The 17,198-nt window shown below is 51.0% G+C and carries 17 protein-coding genes and 1 tRNA gene; 4 read left to right on the top strand and 14 right to left on the bottom strand.

The features are described from left to right. The 6 genes from HOJ95_13545 to HOJ95_13520 form a co-directional block, all read right to left on the bottom strand. On the bottom strand, positions 1–696 hold a 696-nt coding region (locus HOJ95_13545), incomplete at its 3' end, for a tripartite tricarboxylate transporter permease (GenBank protein ID MBT6395721.1). A gap of 27 nt (positions 697–723) precedes the next feature. After that, positions 724–912 (bottom strand): hypothetical protein, encoded by a 189-nt coding sequence (locus HOJ95_13540; GenBank protein ID MBT6395720.1) that lies wholly within the window; start codon positions 910–912, stop codon positions 724–726. A 2-nt stretch (positions 913–914) separates the two neighbouring features. Further along, positions 915–1,325: a tripartite tricarboxylate transporter permease gene (locus HOJ95_13535; protein ID MBT6395719.1), complete on the bottom strand. Its 411-nt coding sequence runs from the start codon at positions 1,323–1,325 to the stop codon at positions 915–917. A gap of 131 nt (positions 1,326–1,456) precedes the next feature. Then, positions 1,457–1,843, bottom strand: coding sequence for a hypothetical protein (locus HOJ95_13530; GenBank protein MBT6395718.1), 387 nt, complete (start codon positions 1,841–1,843; stop codon positions 1,457–1,459). 73 nt (positions 1,844–1,916) lie between these two features. Beyond that, positions 1,917–2,357: a hypothetical protein gene (locus HOJ95_13525; protein ID MBT6395717.1), complete on the bottom strand. Its 441-nt coding sequence runs from the start codon at positions 2,355–2,357 to the stop codon at positions 1,917–1,919. Beyond that, on the bottom strand, positions 2,308–2,886 hold the full coding sequence (locus HOJ95_13520) for a hypothetical protein (protein ID MBT6395716.1): 579 nt from the start codon (positions 2,884–2,886) through the stop codon (positions 2,308–2,310). Before HOJ95_13520 ends, HOJ95_13525 begins: the two co-directional genes overlap by 50 nt. Positions 2,887–3,743: 857 nt before the next feature. Between HOJ95_13520 and HOJ95_13515 the strand changes: the two genes are divergently transcribed. Then, complete coding sequence (locus HOJ95_13515) at positions 3,744–4,157, top strand: cupin domain-containing protein (GenBank protein MBT6395715.1); 414 nt, start codon at positions 3,744–3,746, stop codon at positions 4,155–4,157. Between the two features lie 369 nt (positions 4,158–4,526). Here HOJ95_13515 and HOJ95_13510 read toward each other — a convergent pair whose 3' ends face one another. Further along, on the bottom strand, positions 4,527–5,321 hold the full coding sequence (locus HOJ95_13510) for an SDR family oxidoreductase (protein MBT6395714.1): 795 nt from the start codon (positions 5,319–5,321) through the stop codon (positions 4,527–4,529). Positions 5,322–5,657: 336 nt separating this feature from the next. Between HOJ95_13510 and HOJ95_13505 the strand changes: the two genes are divergently transcribed. Continuing rightward, the gene (locus HOJ95_13505; protein ID MBT6395713.1) at positions 5,658–7,055 is read left to right on the top strand and encodes a hypothetical protein; all 1,398 of its coding nucleotides are present in this window, start codon (positions 5,658–5,660) and stop codon (positions 7,053–7,055) included. On the opposite strand, the gene HOJ95_13500 is transcribed toward HOJ95_13505, so the two are convergent. The 3 genes from HOJ95_13500 to HOJ95_13490 form a co-directional block, all read right to left on the bottom strand. Continuing rightward, the gene (locus tag HOJ95_13500) at positions 7,052–7,312 is read right to left on the bottom strand and encodes a hypothetical protein (protein ID MBT6395712.1); all 261 of its coding nucleotides are present in this window, start codon (positions 7,310–7,312) and stop codon (positions 7,052–7,054) included. The two genes, HOJ95_13505 and HOJ95_13500, sit on opposite strands and share 4 nt — an antisense overlap. A gap of 60 nt (positions 7,313–7,372) precedes the next feature. Next, on the bottom strand, positions 7,373–7,918 hold the full coding sequence (locus tag HOJ95_13495) for a carboxymuconolactone decarboxylase family protein (GenBank protein ID MBT6395711.1): 546 nt from the start codon (positions 7,916–7,918) through the stop codon (positions 7,373–7,375). Between the two features lie 327 nt (positions 7,919–8,245). Further along, on the bottom strand, positions 8,246–9,115 hold the full coding sequence (locus HOJ95_13490; GenBank protein ID MBT6395710.1) for a hypothetical protein: 870 nt from the start codon (positions 9,113–9,115) through the stop codon (positions 8,246–8,248). 10 nt (positions 9,116–9,125) lie between these two features. Between HOJ95_13490 and HOJ95_13485 the strand changes: the two genes are divergently transcribed. Then, positions 9,126–9,377 carry a hypothetical protein gene (locus HOJ95_13485; GenBank protein ID MBT6395709.1) on the top strand — a complete coding sequence of 84 codons (252 nt, stop codon included), beginning with the start codon at positions 9,126–9,128 and terminating at the stop codon, positions 9,375–9,377. 297 nt (positions 9,378–9,674) lie between these two features. Here HOJ95_13485 and HOJ95_13480 read toward each other — a convergent pair. The 4 genes from HOJ95_13480 to HOJ95_13465 all read right to left on the bottom strand — a co-directional run bounded on the left by HOJ95_13480 (position 9,675) and on the right by HOJ95_13465 (position 13,058). Further along, positions 9,675–9,748 (bottom strand) — tRNA-Gln (locus HOJ95_13480). 116 nt (positions 9,749–9,864) lie between these two features. Continuing rightward, positions 9,865–11,277, bottom strand: coding sequence for a glutamate--tRNA ligase (gltX, locus tag HOJ95_13475; protein MBT6395708.1), 1,413 nt, complete (start codon positions 11,275–11,277; stop codon positions 9,865–9,867). Between the two features lie 42 nt (positions 11,278–11,319). Beyond that, entirely contained in the window at positions 11,320–11,694 is a 375-nt protein-coding gene (locus tag HOJ95_13470; protein MBT6395707.1) for a hypothetical protein, read from the bottom strand. Between the two features lie 59 nt (positions 11,695–11,753). After that, on the bottom strand, positions 11,754–13,058 hold the full coding sequence (locus HOJ95_13465; protein MBT6395706.1) for an MFS transporter: 1,305 nt from the start codon (positions 13,056–13,058) through the stop codon (positions 11,754–11,756). A gap of 262 nt (positions 13,059–13,320) precedes the next feature. Here HOJ95_13465 and HOJ95_13460 point away from each other — a divergent pair, with 262 nt between their 5' ends. Further along, complete coding sequence (locus HOJ95_13460) at positions 13,321–17,049, top strand: DUF748 domain-containing protein (protein ID MBT6395705.1); 3,729 nt, start codon at positions 13,321–13,323, stop codon at positions 17,047–17,049. The last annotated feature ends 149 nt before the right edge of the window (positions 17,050–17,198 follow it).

The following is a 17,198-nucleotide window of genomic DNA, read 5'->3' as shown; positions in this document are numbered from 1 at the left end:
GTATGCCGAGGGTCCGCATTCCGAAGCCAATAAACCCAAAAAAAGCATGATCACGACATCGTAGGGATTTCCTTGGAAAGAATAGCTTCCAATTACGGCCATCATGCTGATCAGTGGAATGACCAGATATCTGGGAACCTGGCCTAGTCGGGCGTAAATCAGGGCGAAAAATCTGCCGATTGCCAAGTTAAAAAAGTTTCCTATAAACAGTATAATGAACAGCGAATAAACTACTTCTGGATAGAGTTCAAACATTCTCGGCGAGGGCGTAGCCCCGTGAAGCATTAATGCCCCGCCTATTAGGGAGGCCGATGAACTCCCCGGTATTCCGAATGCTAGGAGCGGAATGAGGGTGGGGCCAACAGTTGCGTTATTCCCCGCCTCGGCGGCGGCGATGCCTTCTAACACGCCAGAGCCCAATTTCTTTTCAGGAAAGGCCTGCTTTGCCACGCTGTAGGATAAAAAAGCTCCTGCTGTTGCTCCCAATCCTGTCAGCATGCCAACGAACGAGCCCACGCCTAGCCCTATCCTTATCTCCCTCCAGCAGCTTAGGTATTCACAGAACGAAAGACCCTCGGAGCCAGTAGTAAAAATACTTGCAATTGCGCTCTTGGCGGATTGAACTTTCTGGTTTTCGCGAAGGTGTATCGAGCATTCCTCCAGCATGCGCGACATCGCAAAAATCCCGATCATCATCGGGATGAGATGAATACCCTCTTCGAGCTACCAGATGCCAAAGGTGTTGCGAGAAACTGCGCCAATTGGGTCCGAGCCAATTGTGCCCACGAAAAGTCCGACAGCCGCACTCAGCATTCCTTTGGCGAGGTGTCGACCGCTTAGAGCACCGAGCAACGCCACCGCCAATATCATGAGCCAGAATCTTTCCGAGGGGCCGAATTTGAGGGCGATAATAGCTAGAAGGGGGCAATGACGATGGTAATCACATCGCTGAGGGTATCAGCGGTGACGGAGGCATAAAGTGCCATCAAGATCGCTTTTTTCCCCTTGCCGCGGCGCATGAGCTTGAAGCCGTCGTAGACGGTGGCGGCTGCTTCGGGTGTGCCAGGTGTAGCGAAGCTGATTGCAGATAAGGACCCCCCGTAAACGGCTCCTTTATAAAGACCGATTAAAAGACCCAGGGAAGAGTCAGTATCCATCGCGAAAGGAAGGGGCAGCATTAATGCGACGCCCGTCGAGGCCGTGAGGCCAGGAATAGCGCCCACTCCCACGCCGATAGTCACTCCAATCGCGAGCCAGTACATGGTTCGAAAAGTGAAAACCAGTTCTAATGCGTCAAAGAAAGGGTCTACCTGAAAAACGTCCATCAGCCCGCCAATGAATATTTAAAAAGGTAAAATGCCTGGAGGAAGATCAATCCCGATCAACTTGAATAATCCGCAAACTAAAATTGTCATGACTACGCCCGATGTCAGGCAGCTTGTCCAAGGTCGCAATCCTAAAGTGAAAATGAATAAGAATAAAAAAACGGACTCACTAATAAAAAACCGATTTCGATGATTAGGTAAAAATAAACCCCGCAGGCAATCAAAACTCCGACGCAGAAGAAAAACCACCTCCAGCGCATGTGCTCAAGATCTTCTGTCCGCTCGTTGTGGTGGCCATCAAAAATCAATGCAAAAGTACACATCATCATTAATATGACGCCCGTCACCGGAAAAAATCCGAGAGTAAAGTCATCACGAAGTTTCTCATGTACCCAGGGCGAAAGTTGCAGGTAAAGTAAATACAGCCCTAGGCAAGTAGTCAGGATAGTGCCAACGCCGCGGTTCGTCCTTATCCACATTAGAAGTTCATCGCGTTCTAGGGGATTTTTAGCGGACAAAAGAATTTTATCTCCATAATTTGGCCGGGCCGCCAGCTTAGCGGCCCGGCCAGTAATCCAAAGAAAGAAATGTTTATTTTTTCTTCAGCAAAGATACGGCGCTAGTCATCTTTGTAACAATGTCCTTGTACTGCGCCGCTGCCTTGGCTCGAGGGGAGAAAATAATTTCTTCCCCGATCTTCTTGAGCAGCCGTTTGATGGATTTTTGCTTGAGCAGGATTCCGATTTTGTCTGAAGTCTCATCTGCGATGGCGTCTGGGGTATTCGGATGCACTCCAATCCAGCGGGGAAAGCTGATTGGCTTTGCGCCAGCTTCCTTGGCCGTGGGAAGGCCCTTAAAAGCTATAAGTTTTTTACTTATTGGCATGTTGCTTGTATTGGCTATGGGAGTCGCTCGCTTGGGAATCAAGCCTGCGCCCGAGGAAGCGGTGATACCCACAAGATTGACGTGACCACCCCCAAAATCACTGATTGCCTTGCCTGTGCTTGAATACGGTACCGCTGTTACTTTCAATCCGAGTTGATTTTAAAAAAAAAGTCTGTCCCAGCAAGTGGGACTGTGTTCCGGCGAGGGTAAGTTGTCCAGGATTTTTCTTGGCATAAGCCTTTAAACCGTCGAGGCTGGCCCAGGGTTTTTCAGGAGCGCTCAGCAAGATAGAGCGAAACGAGGATGCGAGGGCCACGATCTTTACTTGATCGGTTCTCAAGGGAGGCTTCTTCTCCCGTAGTAGTGCAATAATTGGTGTCGGACTGGCCTGTAAAATCGTGCAACCATCAGGCTTCTTGCTCAATATATATTTCCAGCCCACGATCGCCGAGGCGCCTGGCTTGTTCACTACACGCATGGCCATGCCAAACGCATCGAAAGAACTAGAGGAAAGAATTCGACCCCAGCGGTCCGTTCCTCCGCCAGCACCAAAGGGAACAACCCAGGTGATCATGTTCCTTGGGCACTTAAGTTCTGCCTGGCTCTTCCCCACATTGCCGAGAGCAAAACTCAATGCTAGTGCAGTTATCCCTAATATCTTTAATCCTGTTTTCATAACGCCATCTCCTTTTTAATGAACAGCGAAACGGATTGATTTATCAAGCGCAACAAGAAGTAGAAAGGACTTTTATAAAAAACGACCAGTAATTGGATAAAAAAAGCTGCTCCACATTGAGTAAACTACATAGGAGCACTGCTTCAGTAGTTATTAAGTTAAGAAAAAATATTTTATCATAACGACAAGAGTGAAACGCCCTGAAAATACTCGAATTTAATCCCTCCCTATCTATTTGAAATTGCTAAACAGCGATCAGGGGAATTGGCAGGTAACTTCCTCAACTCTTGGGCTGGAAAGATTGATTTTGTGATTTTGCTGAAACTAGTGACTAGAGTTGGGGTGAATGTCAACGTTTGCATGTTAACAAATTGCGAATAACCTTTTAGGTAATATTAATTGGGAAAGCATTTCATTAACCTCAATTTTAAATTTCTGAATCGATGTAAGATGTGGAGAACGTTCAATAGAAGACAATTAAAGGCCTAGGCTGATGAATATTTAAATCATTATGCCCTCGAAGGAACCACACGATTCATTCTGATAAAAAATCAACATCAAAGATATTATTCGGCAGATTGTCTAGAGCAATAATGAGACGAGTAGGGGAGGCTCCGTGTAGGAATGCATGTCTTCTAATTTCGGATATTATTTGAGACGAAATGAAGTCTTCCTAGCTTTTATCGCTTCGCCCATTTAATGAATGTGCTCACGTACGACAAATCGGCAGTATTGTCGGATTAAATAGCTTGCGGTAAAATAAAAGTGTTGTCAGTCCGACTGTGTCTTTAGAGAAATATGCAAGGAGGAATGACGAACACACTGAATCTGAACGAATTTAAGGAGAAGAAAATATTATGCCTTACTACAACATTCATGATCTTGGAATGAAACGAGAAGAGGTAAGCCCGCTAGCCGAGATTCAAAGCATCGTCGGGGAGCTCATGAAGTTTGGAATCGTCACCTACTATAAAGGTGAAGGCTCCAAGCCTCATTATCACCCGAATGACGAGCAATTCGTATTCATACTTGAGGGTAGGAGACTCTCTATCCTTGGGGATGAGGAACGTATTGTGGGACCTGGAGATATCCTCCATATTCCACGTAATACTCGACATGGAGCAACAACACTTGACGAAAAATGCGTCAGCCTTGTCGTGAAAAGTCCGGCCGGCAGTGGTGTTTTGGGGGAAGACTATAATGAGGCGAAAGATGCCGACGACGTCATTCGCCGCTTGAGCGATAATCTGGGGCAGGATATTAAATACTAATATCGACGAAGATAATTAAGGTAGTCACTCTGCTGCTCATTGGACTTATGCGAAAAAAATTACACCGGTTCTTTCTTTAATGTGAGTCGCTAAAGATTGCCTGGACAAGTAAGGGAAACAGAAAAATTCGAAGTAGCAAAGTACAGAAATTTAGAGAGAGTTAATGGCTGGGTTGTTAGACTTTTCTAGATCCTTCTCTGCTACTCCTTGTGTGGATAAAAAGTTCCAGTGAATTGACGCTGAATTCGTAATGGGAGGACGGTATAAATATTCATTTATACATCTGGTAGATATTTGCTAGCCAGGGGAGTTCATCTATTCCTATGCCATAGATATTGAAACGACATACACAGGCGAATGCACCGTTCTCTAATAGCGGATCCCATCGCATACCCCGCCATCTACACCAAGAGATTCCCCGGTGACAAAAGAGGCGAGATCAGAAACCAGGAAAAGAACAACTTTGCCACACTCATCCGGCGTTCCAAATCGCCCCATCGGGATAGATGTCATGCGCTCGGATTCGATTTCATTAAGATTTTTTCCGCTAAGCTCAGAGACGCGCCGATTACCAGCTTCCATGCGGGGAGTCTCGATGACTCCTGGTACTAAAAGGTTCACCCTAATTCCATCAGGCGCAAGGCGGCGAGCGAGGTGGTGTTTGTAGGCTGCAAGGCTTGCATTTGGTATACATCCCGACCCATTAAACTCTAATGATTGTCGCTGACTTATCCCTCCAGTGAAGACAATACTGCCTCCACCTCTGGCTCGAATATGAGGAATCGCCATCCGAGTCACGCGAAGCGCCGAGCGAAGTTTTAAATCAATGGCAATGTCGATATCTTCATCCGTTACATTAGCCGGGTCTGACCGTCGGCTTACGCCTGCTACATTTACAAGAATATCTAGGCCGCCAAACTGGCGAACGGTTTCATCAACAATCCACTCTGATTGTCCTGGAGAGGTGAGATCTGCTGGAAGCAACTTGGACACGCCACCTTCTGCACTGATTCCTGTTGCCACTTCATTTAACAACTCCTCGTTGCGTGCATTTAGGGCGACGGTGGCACCTGCTTTAGCGAGCCATTCGGCACAAGAGCGCCCGATGCCTTGGCTTGCCCCTGTAATTAGAGCTACTTTTCCGCTTAAATCTATTGGAACCATAGCAATTATCCTTATTGTCTTTTTAGAAAATTAAAATCACAAAGGAGATTTTTTTCATAAACTTGAATTTTCTAAATTATGCGATTATATTCGCCATTATTCAAACAATAGTTATGGCCCTAAAAATTAGGCGATATAAAAAACTGCCAGGCGGGATTACCCCTTGCTAGTAGCACCATCAAACTCAACTGGAGAGCCCCCTAAAAAAAAATATAAACTCAAAGCATGCTATTTTGCTGAGAACAGGTGTGTAGCTTCTTTACTGATTTTGATATGAATTTATCCATAACATCGATCGTGCAATTACTTTTCTCATGAGACTTGAAGGGAATATTAATGGCATCTCTTAGTCGACAACTCGCGCAGTGGGTGGCAGGGCTACGCTACGAAGATATCCCTCTCAAGGTGAAAGATCGCGCCAAAGGGGTCACTCTGCATTCTCTTGCTTCGACACTTCTCGGCCATCAAACCCCTGGTGGTCAAAAAGCAATGAAGTTCATCATAGAGGAAGAGTCGGGCGTGCAGAACGGGGCCACAATTATGGTGAGCGGGGCAAAATCGACAAAGGGCGGCGCCGCATTTGCCAACTCCGAGATGGCGCAGGCTGGCGGTAAATTCGACTCCTTCCGCATGCTCACTCACCCTGGCTCAAGCATTGTCCCGGGTGCTTTTGTGGCGGCTGAGACCGAGGGCGCATCTGGAAAAAATTTCATCACTGGTCTCGTAGCTGGCTACGAGGTTATGGAGCGGATGGCGGCCGACTTTATTCCAACGGTAATGGCACGGGGATTTCACGCAGGCCCGGTATTTGGAATCTTTGGGCCCGCTATCGCCGCCGCGAAAATTATGAACTTCACTGAAGACCAGCTGAACAGTACGATCTCACTCTGCGTGAACCTGGCAGCAGGCAATCTGGAGGGTCCCCGAAGCGGTGGCCAAGCGCTACGAGAAGGCGCGGCTGTACGTAACGCCATGTTGGCTGTCGCGTTGGCCAAGCGGGGGCACATCGGTGGTGAAACCGTTCTCGAAGGGGATGCGGGTTTTTATCACGCCTATACGGGCAACAATAGGGGGGATCTCACCCGCAGTTTTGTCGGCGACACCAAAACCAGTCTGGATAACATCACAGCCAATCTGGGAAAAGAATGGATGTTTCTTGAGACGCTCTACCGCATCTATTCCATAACGGGATACAACCTGGCCCACATTGATGTTACGGCGAGCCTTTGTGAGGAAAACAATATCAACTATGAAGACGTTGATCGTATCGAGGCCGTGGTAAATTGGCTTGAGACGCAATATCCCAGTCCTGCCTTCCCGAGCCGGCGAGAAGATGGGGAGCCAAGGGTGGGAGGCACCTCTTATTACACGGCTTATGGAGTAGTGAAGCGCAGCTATCCTGTATTGCGAGGGCTAAATATCGATCTGACTGGGGCTGACGATCCGCCCGAGGTGCTCGAACTCATGAATCGAGTGAAGATTATTCCATCTCACCAGATGACGCTCTTTGGCCCGCGAATCACGATCTTCACCAAAGACGGCAAGAGCTACACAAAACAATCCACTGGATTAGAATTTGCGTGGGATTTCAACGAGGAGGCGCGCCGAATAATCGACATCATTCCCGGCATACCGATCCCAGCGAGCCAATTCCAGGAGATCATCGATACCTGTCGTGATCTCGATAAGCAGGATCGGGCCGATAAACTTATACAATTGATGATTTGCGGTTAGATATGCTTGATATAGCGCAGAGCAGCGTGGATATAGGGATCGCAACGTGGAACATCAAAGCAATGGAGGCTTTTTACATGGATGTTCTCGGATTTGAGGAGGTGGATGTCTTGGAGCACCCGGCGCAGTTTGTCCAGAGGGCTGGTTTTGCCCGGAACAAACTCAGGCGTCATGCCCTTCGATTCGGCGATATGTTGCTCAAGCTCCTTAATATCGAAAGCCCGCCACTCCCTCTGAAGAGGCATTGACTGATTCAAGGAGAGGTTTCCGCTATATCACTTTTTTTGTGAAGGATATGGAGTCCGCCCACCCTGTGGTTAGTCTGGAAGCGGGGGATCTATTCCCTCGGCAATACCTACATTCGTCGCATTGAGCGTCATCGAAACGAGGGTGTAATAACCACAGGCGGCAATGAGATCAACCACGCCCTTTTCTCCAAATTTTTTCAAAGCCACCTGATAAGTTGAATCACTTACAACATGCTCTACGTTCAACTCCTGGCAAAAATCGTAAACGGCTTCTTCTTCCGCATCTTGAAAATTAGGTTTTCTTCGTTCAATGATTGCAGAAATGACATCTGGACTCACGCCCAATTCCTGGGCCTGTTTGGAGTGCGACAGGAATCCGTATTGTGCGCTTAAGTGACGAGTAGTGATCGTGACGGCGAACTCGATTAATTTTTTGGAAACAGAGCTGCGAAAACGAAGGTAATTGCCCATTTTTTGAGCGAGATCGGCGAACTCGGGAACTCTCAACCATGCATTAAAGGGGCCTCGAACCCCGCGCCCGGCAGTCAACTCATCATATGTTGGTTTCTGTTCCTCGGTTAATTGATCCTCGGAAATGTCTGGAAGCCTGCTCATTCGAATGTCTCCCTATACGATTTGAGTAGATAAGAAATGAAAATAAATTACATCTGGCTTAAATTGAATTGTGTCAACACAGTTCAATAATTTCGATGAATTAGAATTACATGATTTTTGATAAAGTAATGAATGGAGGTGTTTGCTAAAAAATGCCCTTCTTGCTTAGGGTAAGAATAGCTATTAGCTAGATATCTTTATTGTCAATAAAATACTATGGCAATACTTTCAAGCAAATTCGATCTGAATATCGCTGGACCAGGGCACACCAGCTATAAATTCATCGCACCACTTTATCCTTTCCCATCCACTGCGCCTCATCCAAAATTAACCCGTGTATTCAAGAATATGTAAGCCCAGCCCCCAGCGGTCGCTCATGTAGATTAGCCCCGTCTTTTTATCGACAAAGACATCGTTGCTTTGCGGGCAGAATCTTTCCTTGTTTCCTGCCGGAATGTAGTACCCCACTTCCTTTGGCTCAAATGGATTCGACCAGTCTACGATTCGTAATCCCGCATTGAACCAGCAGATGTACATCAGGTCGTCTTTTTCCATATCAAGCCAGACGTTATGCGCCCCATACCGGCTTCCCGTTTCGCACCATGAATTATCGAGTGGTCGCATCGTGAGCGGGTCAATCGGGTAGGGTTGAAACGTACTTGCCAGGAGCGGCTCATTGATGTTTCGCATGTCGTAAAAAGACACAAACGCAGGTGGGTATTCACAGTTTACTGTTACGGTTTCGTGGGTAGCGATCGCGAACTCTGATCCCGGGGGTACGAGAAAAGTGTGATATCCACCTGACCAGCCATGCGTCTCGTGGGGGCTGTGGCGCCACATGAATTCGGGTTTTGCCGGGTCGGTCAGATCAAACAGAGCGACTCCTGCGTCCCAGCACCCGGCTGTTACATAGTTCCCGAAAGGATTCCCTTCATGAATTTGGCACCCATGTCCGACTGCATCCGGTGCCCATGGAAGGTCCCATGTAATTTCCTCTCCCTCGCGCTGGCCAGGGACCCATGCCGTGCCAATAAGCTCGGGGGCCCAAGGGTCTTTCATGTCATGTATCAGCAATACCCATTTATCGAAACCGTCTTTATTGCTTGAGCTATAGAGGAGTTTGCGGTTTTTGTCGTAAACGGGCCGGTGGACTCCGGCCCCATCTGTTTCAACATAATTAATAAATTTGGGATTCACGGGGTCCGTGTTGTCAAAAATTCGAAGCCCGCCGACGATTTCCGGGTCGTCGGCGCCGGGCCTTAGGGAAATCGCCAGAAGTGAAAAGGTAGAGAGTTCCTATTTTACGCGTATTGTGAGGCTTACGTTCCTCTCCCCAGATATTACAAAAGCCATTCTTAATGGCCGCCAGCCGCCAGAGCTCACGGCCTCCCGCCTGATGCGCGATACCCGTTTCCCGCTGGACTGGAAAGAGCAAAGAGAAACGCTGGGTTTTACCTAAGCTAGGCTGCCCGCGCTCAAAAATATGCTTTCCCCTCCTATCTTGGGGGGTCATCTCCTCCCCCCCAAAAACCTAGAAAATCCGAAATGTATACTCAATACAATGGCGTGGAAGCCCCTCAAGTGGGACTACGAAAAGGGCCCGCGGAGATTTTTAGCTAGCTGGAGTGAAGATTGAGGGACTGGAGCGTCTCTCTAGATAAGAGTGTATTTTAAATTTGGGCTATGCCCCGTAATACCGGGGCTTTGGCGAGTAATCTGAAATGAAATTCGAATTATCGAAGGATAAGAAATAGAGTGGTTGGGGGACCAGGATTCGAACCTGAGTTCCCACATCCAGAGTGTGGTGTCCTGCCGCTAGACGATCCCCCAACGAAGCTCGGGGCGAATCCGCCCGGGAAACTCTGGACGTCCCGGACCACCCGAAATTCGCGGCGAGTTTAATAAAAAATCCCTTTTCAGGCAAACCACTGGGCGCTATTTGTGGTTTAGGGGTTTTCGATGCGGGCCAGGGCTGCGTCGAGGCGCTCTAGGGAGCGCTCTTTGCCGAGTAGCGCCAGCGTCTCGAAGATTCCCGGGCTCTTGGTGCCGCCTGTGATGGCGACGCGCACGGGTTGGGCCAGCTTGCCCAGTTTCATGTCCTCGGCCTCCAGCACGCCCTCGAATACCTCTTTAATGCCCTCGGGAGCAAAGGGCTCGACGCCGGCGATGGCCTCGCGAACCCGCCCGAGGGGGGCGGCGATATCGGATATTAAAAATTTAGCAGCCGCTTTTTCGTCGAGAGTCACGCCAGGGGAAAAGAAAAACGCTGCGCCATCGGCTAGCTCTTCAAGCGTTTTAGCGCGCGTCCTGAGTTCCTCGACGACGCCGAGGCGCGCCTCTGGCGAGAGAAGCTCGGGCGCGAGCCCGCGGGCGCGAAGACGTTCTTCAAGCAATTCAAGGAGCCTGCCCGCATCCCCTTTCATGATGTACTCCTGGTTTGTCCAGAGCATTTTTTCGGGGTTTAAGACGGCGGACGAGAGGTTGAGGTTTTCTATTGAAAAATTTTTGATGATCTCATCGCACGAGAAAATTTCCTGATCGCCCAGGCTCCAGCCCAGGCGAACGAGATAGTTGATGAATGCCTCGGGAAGATAGCCCTGCTCGCGGAATTCGAGAACAGATGTGGCGCCGTGGCGTTTCGATAGGCGTTTTTTGTCTGAGCCGAGGATCATCGAGATGTGGACGAAACGCGGCGGGGACTCGCCAAGGGCCTGATAGACCAAAATCTGTTTTGGCGTGTTCGAGAGGTGGTCGTTGCCCCGGATGACGTGGGTGATTCTCATGTCGATGTCGTCCACGGCGACGCAAAAGTTGTAGGTCGGCGTGCCGTCGGTGCGGGCGATTACCATGTCGTCGAGCTGGTCGTTCTGGAACGTGACGGGCCCGGCAAGTAGGTCGTCCACCACGGTCTCCCCCTCATCGGGGACCTTGAGGCGAAGGCAGAAGGGTAGGTCGGGATCCGTGTCATAGCGGCCCCGGCAGGTGCCGTCGTATTTGGGCGTTCTCCCCTCGGCGCGGGCTTTTTTACGCATCTCGTCCACTTCATCAGGCGTGCAGGTGCAGCGATAGGCTGTGCCGGCATCGAGCATTTTCTTGGCCGCCTCGGTGTACAACGCCATGCGCTCGGTCTGGCGGTAGGGGCCCTCGTCCCAATCGAGCCCGAGCCACTCGAAGGCCTCGATGATGGCGTCGTAGTACGCCTCGGTCGATCGCTCCTGGTCGGTGTCCTCGATGCGGAGGATCGCCGTGCCGCCGGTGTGGCGGGCAAAAAACCAGTTGAAGAGCGCGGTTCGCGCCCCTCCGATATGAAGGTGGCCCGTGTTCGAGGGTGCGAACCGGACGCGTACGGCATCGTTCATCGTCTCTCCCATTTCAGGTTTCGGTATTCGATCACTGGTGTCTTAAGCATCGTCATCCTCGATGAGCCCCATGTCGTCGGGCGGGCGCTCAACGCCGTCGAGGGTATCCATCAAGGCTCGTTTAAGCGCGCGAACCGCGCGGGTTCTCCCCTGGCTGTCGGTCATGCCATGCACGAGATCGGCTACGCCCTCCTCGTGAGTCTCAAGGAGTCGCTTTGAGGATTGCTCGGCCCAATCTTCGGCGTAACGCTGGAGTATCTGTCTTGCCGCAGCGTCAAAGGCCTGGCTATCGACCAGCCTCCCCAGGATATAGGCCACCTCGGCCGCCGCCGTCTCGATGGTCTCTAAGGGCAGATCCGCCTCGGCGAGTCTGAGACGAAGCCTCTCGACGATTTGCTCCCGGAAACTATTTGTCATGTCTTCTCATCTCCCGCGTGAGGGCGTCACGCGGGTCTATTTGTACGTTCCTGGATTGATTACGGCAACAGGGGGGCCTCGGAATCGGGTTCCTGCTCAGGCACCCCCCAGAGAAGCGCCCCGCCCGCGAGGAAGAATAGCAGGATTGAGAGGATGGCCAGGCGCTGGCTTCCGCTGGCAGCCGAGATGGCGCCGAAGACTATGGGCCCCAGCACCGAGCTCATTTTTCCGCACAGGCCGTAGAAGGCATAGGTCTGCGTGGTGCTACCCGCCGGAATGAAGCGCGCCATCATCGAGCGGCTGGCCGCCTGACACGAGCCGAGCGAGAAGCCTGCCAGAATAGATACGATGAAGAAAACCGCTTTCGTCTCGGTAAAATAGGCGACGATGACGACGATGCACCAATTCACCAAGGTGAGGAGAATTGTTTTCCTCTCTCCCCAAAAGTCTGCCAGATAGCCAAGCGCCAGCGCCCCTGCGCCAGCCGAGAGTTGAACGGCGATGAAGAGTTCAAGCGTCTCCCCCATGGTGTAGCCCAGGGTGGTGACCGCATAAATGGCGCTGAACGAGATGACGGTGACGATGCCGTCGTTATAGAGGAAAAAGGCGAGTAAAAATCGCAGCGCGCCCTCGCGGCGGCGAAGTGCCTGGAAAGTTTTCCTTAATGAGCGAAAAGCAGCGGCCGTGGTTGTGAGGGCGCCGGGCGAGGAGCCGGACATCTTCACATCGCCCCAGGCCTGCGGCCAGGCGGGTAGGCTCGATTCTCTGAGCCAGAAGAAAAGGGGGATAGTGAACACGGCATAAAAAACCGCGACGGCTGCGAAGCTGGCCCGAAAGAGGGGTAGATTTTCGGGGCTGAACCCTCCGGCAAGTAGCGGTTTCACCAAAACGAGACAAAGAAGGCCGCCGATGTAGCCTACGCCCCACCCCCAACCGCTGATGCGCCCCCGGGTGGCCGGGGTGGCGATTTCGGGGAGAAAAGCGTTGTAGAAGATTAAGGAGCCCTCGAAGCCAATGGTGGCGACAATGAAAAGAATCATTCCGGTGGAGACCATGCCCGCGCCCACGCCGGTAAGTAGAAGTGTTGCGATAACACATATTCCTGAGAAGATAAGCAAAAAACGCTTTCGTGAGCCGGTGCGATCCGCAATTGCGCTCAGGGGCGGACCGAGTAGAGAGGTGATCAGCATGGCCGCAGAAAGGGAAATTCCCCAGAGAAAATCAGCGCCGCCCCCGTCTCCGGCCACAATTTTCTTGAAATAAACACTGTAGGCGACGGTTACGATAAGGGTGGGATACGCGGAATTGGCAAAATCATAGAAACACCACGAGAAAATCTCCAGTTTTCTTGCTGTCGTATTCATGGAAACTATGAAATTCCTAAGCTATGAGGCCTCCCTCTTTCGGCTGACCAGTAGCGGGATGACCTTGATTTATGGTCTTCTATAGTGCCGCGCCCATCATACTTCTATTTTTTCCAAAAGGCTCGACTTATTCGGTTACAAAAAGAGTATGAAATATGTTGTGCTTGGACATGATGTGCCGTAAAAAAAGGGTGCCGCTTTCGATTCAGGGCCCCGAGTTAAAATGCCCGGCTCCGCTTTTCGCAAATAGAGAGAATACATCATGAGCCGCTTCCTGAAGTGGTCGGTTGGAATACTTGTCGTACTTCTGGTTCTTGTCGTCGGTGCCGTGGTGGCGGTGCGCTTTTTCGTCTCCTCGGACCAGATGAAACTTTTGGCGGTCGGCTACGGTTCAGACTATCTGGGAAGAAAGATTAAGCTGGACGATCTTTCCATTGGACTCTTTGTGGTCGAAGCATCGGGTCTTGAAATCGAAGATAAATCCAGAGTAGGGGGAGACAAACAATCGCTCCTCAAGATCAAGAAAGTAAAAGCACTGCTGAATCCCGCCGCGATACTGTACAAGAAGATTAGCATCCTTAGCCTGGACCTCTCCGGCGTTACGGTGCATGCATCGAGGGACTCGACAGGAAAGTTCAGCTTCGACGATATTATCGAAAAAATGGGAAACCCAAAAAGCGCGCGCGGCCCACATCGTAGGTCGAGTGCCTCTCTAGTAACTATTCCCTCTCTTGGTGTGTCTTTAGCCGAGGCCGCCGAAAACACCCCTGCGGCCTCGGAGCCTGAATATGATTTCGTCATTCGAGATATCGAGATTGCAGATCTTAAGGTGAGTTACGATTCGGCCGCATTTGGGGCGCTTCCTGCCATTCGGGCGAGATGTGATTTTCAAAAGATTGAGATCGATAAATTTCGTCTAGATGAGCCCCTGCCTGTCGAGGTGAGCGGAAAGTGCACAGAGCCTGGCACGATAGAGCTTTCTGCCGAGGCCGAATTTGATCCGAGGACGGGAAACCTTGAAGTCGCCTCCTCGTTCAAGCCGTTTGACCTCATGCCCTTCGTTCGCCTTGCGCCTCCGGTGGAAGATTTGCAACTTCTATCGGCGAGGCTTGGCGGTGAATCGAGCGTCACGCTTATTCCGGCGAAGGAAGTGGCGTGGCGCGTTGATTTTAATGTCGGGAACGTTGATGCGAAATTTCGCATGTCAAACAAGGGTGGCTGGCAGCGAAAAAAACTGGCTTCTGTGGAATTGAAGTCCAAGGGGAAATATGATCTCGGACGTGATGCCGCGAAAGTTTCTGCGCTGGATATATTGCTACCGTTTGCCAAATTCCGACTGAACAAACAGGCGAATTGGAATGTTGATGGGCGTGATGCGGCAGATATTAGTCTGGATGTTGCCGACCTTGGGGCTGCGGTGAAATGGGGTGCATCGCTGGCGGGAGTGTCCTTAAAGAAACCTCCAAGTGGCGGAAAGGTTACGCTGAAGGTTTCAGGGGGCAGGGACCGGAAAAAAGAAGATTCCCTAAGGGCTGTAGCATCAATCAAGATGGAGGCGATTGAGCTGGGGGCATATTTTCCGCTTCTGCCTCCTCAAAGGAATGTTCGGGGGCTCCGTGGCCGCCTGGATGGCTCTGCGGACCTATCCCTCTCGTCTGTCGGTCCTCTGAAGTGGAAGGCTAATTTTAATGGAAAGGGCCTTGCCGCTCAGTATAAAGGTGAGCGCCGGGGCAAGTGGCGGCCTATTAAATTGACCACGGCGGGCGTTCGCTCGGAGGGGAGTTTCAACATTGATGATGAATCGGCCCGTGTTGCCTCCCTTGAGGTGGTGTTGCCATTTGCCCAGGTTAAATTGACTGGGCCTGCGAAATGGAATGTGTCGGGGGACGATGAGATCGGGATGAGTGTGAAAATTCCCGATATCGGAGCTGCGGCGACGTTGGCATCGTCTTTGTCCGGGGTTGTGATCGGAAAAGGCGATTTTGAAAAGGGAGACAAACTCGATCTTGACTTGAGGGTTTCTAGGAACAGAAAAACCAGCAAGGCGTTTTCGGCGGCCGGTTCGCTTTCTTTTGACCCAATACAGGTTGCCCCTTTTGCCGCCCTGGTTCCTGTCTCATCCGGTGCAAAGGGTTTGAGGGGAGTGGTTGGCGGAAAAGTGACATTCCTCTTTAAGGCGGATGAAAACGTGTCATGGAAAGCCAACCTGAACGGGCGGGGAGTGTCTGGGCAGTTAGATGTTGATTCCGACGGCAGGTGGGTGGGCCTCAATCTTAAATCTCTTCAGGTAGGAACGGACGGTTGGTACAGCCTTCGCCGGGAGTCTGCGCGAATTAACCGCCTCGATGTGAAGCTTCCCTTTGGGAGCGTTAAGCTGCTCAAGGAGGCGAAATGGAATGTTTCGGGTGTTGATGATATCGCCGCTTCCTGGGACATCTCGGATTTGGCAGCCGTCTCAAAAATGGGCCGATCGCTTGGCGTCGATGCCCTGAAGATGGCGAGCCCGGTGGGTGCTTCAAAAGGTTCGATTACCATCAAGCGCAACCGAAAGAAATCGAAGGATTTTGACATGGCTGGTTCGGCCTCGGCTGAACTCAAGCGGGTGCATTTTGCAGATTATCCGAACATGGCGGTGTCGGGGGCGGCCAGCATCAAGATAGATAAAAAGAATTTGGCTATCTCTGTGCCCGGACTGGTTGTTCGTGAACGGGGGAGGGACAAGAGCCCCTCGGCCATGGAATTGAAAAATTTCAGGGTGTCGCTTTCTCAGAAAAATTTAATGAAAGGCCGTGTGGTTTCGCGAAAGGCTACGGCTGATGCTCTTCGAATTAATTTCTCGATGGCTCTGGATAAAAAGACGAATATCAAGACAATTCTGGCGCCTCCAACCGGGATGCGGGCCGGCAAATCTCAAAAACGTAGAGGTAAGGTGGCCTCGAGAACCCCGAAGTCCAGGCTCGCGCCCTCAAGGCAGAAAAAGGCGGCTGCGCCACAGACCTCTCAGGCCTCAGGGCGAAAGGGTGCCTCGATTAAAGCGCCTGCCACCACCGCTCGCCTTCCCTATATTAATATTCGGCGGCTTGAGGTTGGGAGCCTCGATTTTAAATTTACTCACACCGTTGAGGCCGGGAAGCGACCGGTTGTTCTGGAATGGAAAAATCTCAATCTCAGCATCGATAATCTCAATACACGAATGAGGCGAGGGCGGCTCGATGGTCGAATTTCTCTTGCCGCGCGCACGAAACCCTCGCCAATTACATTTCTGGCCAAGATGAATCCTGCGCTCGATCCGCCTGATCTCGATGGGACGTTGCGGCTCAATCAATTCGACCTGACTCGTTTTTCTGCGTATGCCTATAGCGCCCGCGGGATGGAAATTCGCAAGGGCCTTCTCGATCTCAACTCGTCTTTTAATTTAAAAAACGGCTACCTTCGCTCCCGCATTAAGGGGAAGGTGTTCAAACTCGATCTCAAGCAGGTGAAAAAACAGAATGTTCTAGGAGACGCACAGGCGGTTCTTCAAAATATTGCGCTTGGAATTTTGAAGCGAAAAAATGATGTGATTCCCGTTAGCTTCAAGATCAAGGGTCGCTTGAACGATCCTTCATTCAACACGGGCCGTGCCGTTACGGATGCGCTGATTGCGGGTGTGATAAATAAACTGGCCAGCCTTGGTGGTGACACGAAGAAACTGGGCGGGCAGGTGGGCGATATTCTCAAAGGTGTTCTTGGTGGTGTGTTAGGCACTCGTCCGGCACCCTCAAAGTCGCAGCCCCCGGCTGGTCAGCCCCCGGCTAGTCAGCCCCCGGCGAGCGCTCCTCAAACCCGGGTGGCCCCCGAGCCGGTGCCTCAGGTGACGCCCAAGGCAACACCTGAGCCCGTACCCGAGAAAAAGGCCCCGCTTACCCGCAAGCAGAGACGCAGGGAGACGGTCAAAGAGATAGAGAACATCGGAAAAGACTTGCTCAAGGGCCTGTTCGGGGGCCGATAAGCCTTGGGTGGTGCCCCTGTGTTTTCAGGCCGATCAAATCGTTTTTCCCCCTTTGATAGCGATCTTTGGTCTTATTTGTTTGCGTTGTGCTGATATGTTTTTTGTAACCCGTGTGATTTCCAAAGGTTTTCTTGTCTTTCTTGAACAAC

This window comes from Nitrospinaceae bacterium, from assembly GCA_018669005.1.
GTDB lineage: Bacteria > UBA8248 > UBA8248 > UBA8248 > UBA8248 > UBA8248.
This window is presented reverse-complemented; position numbering and strand designations above follow the sequence as displayed.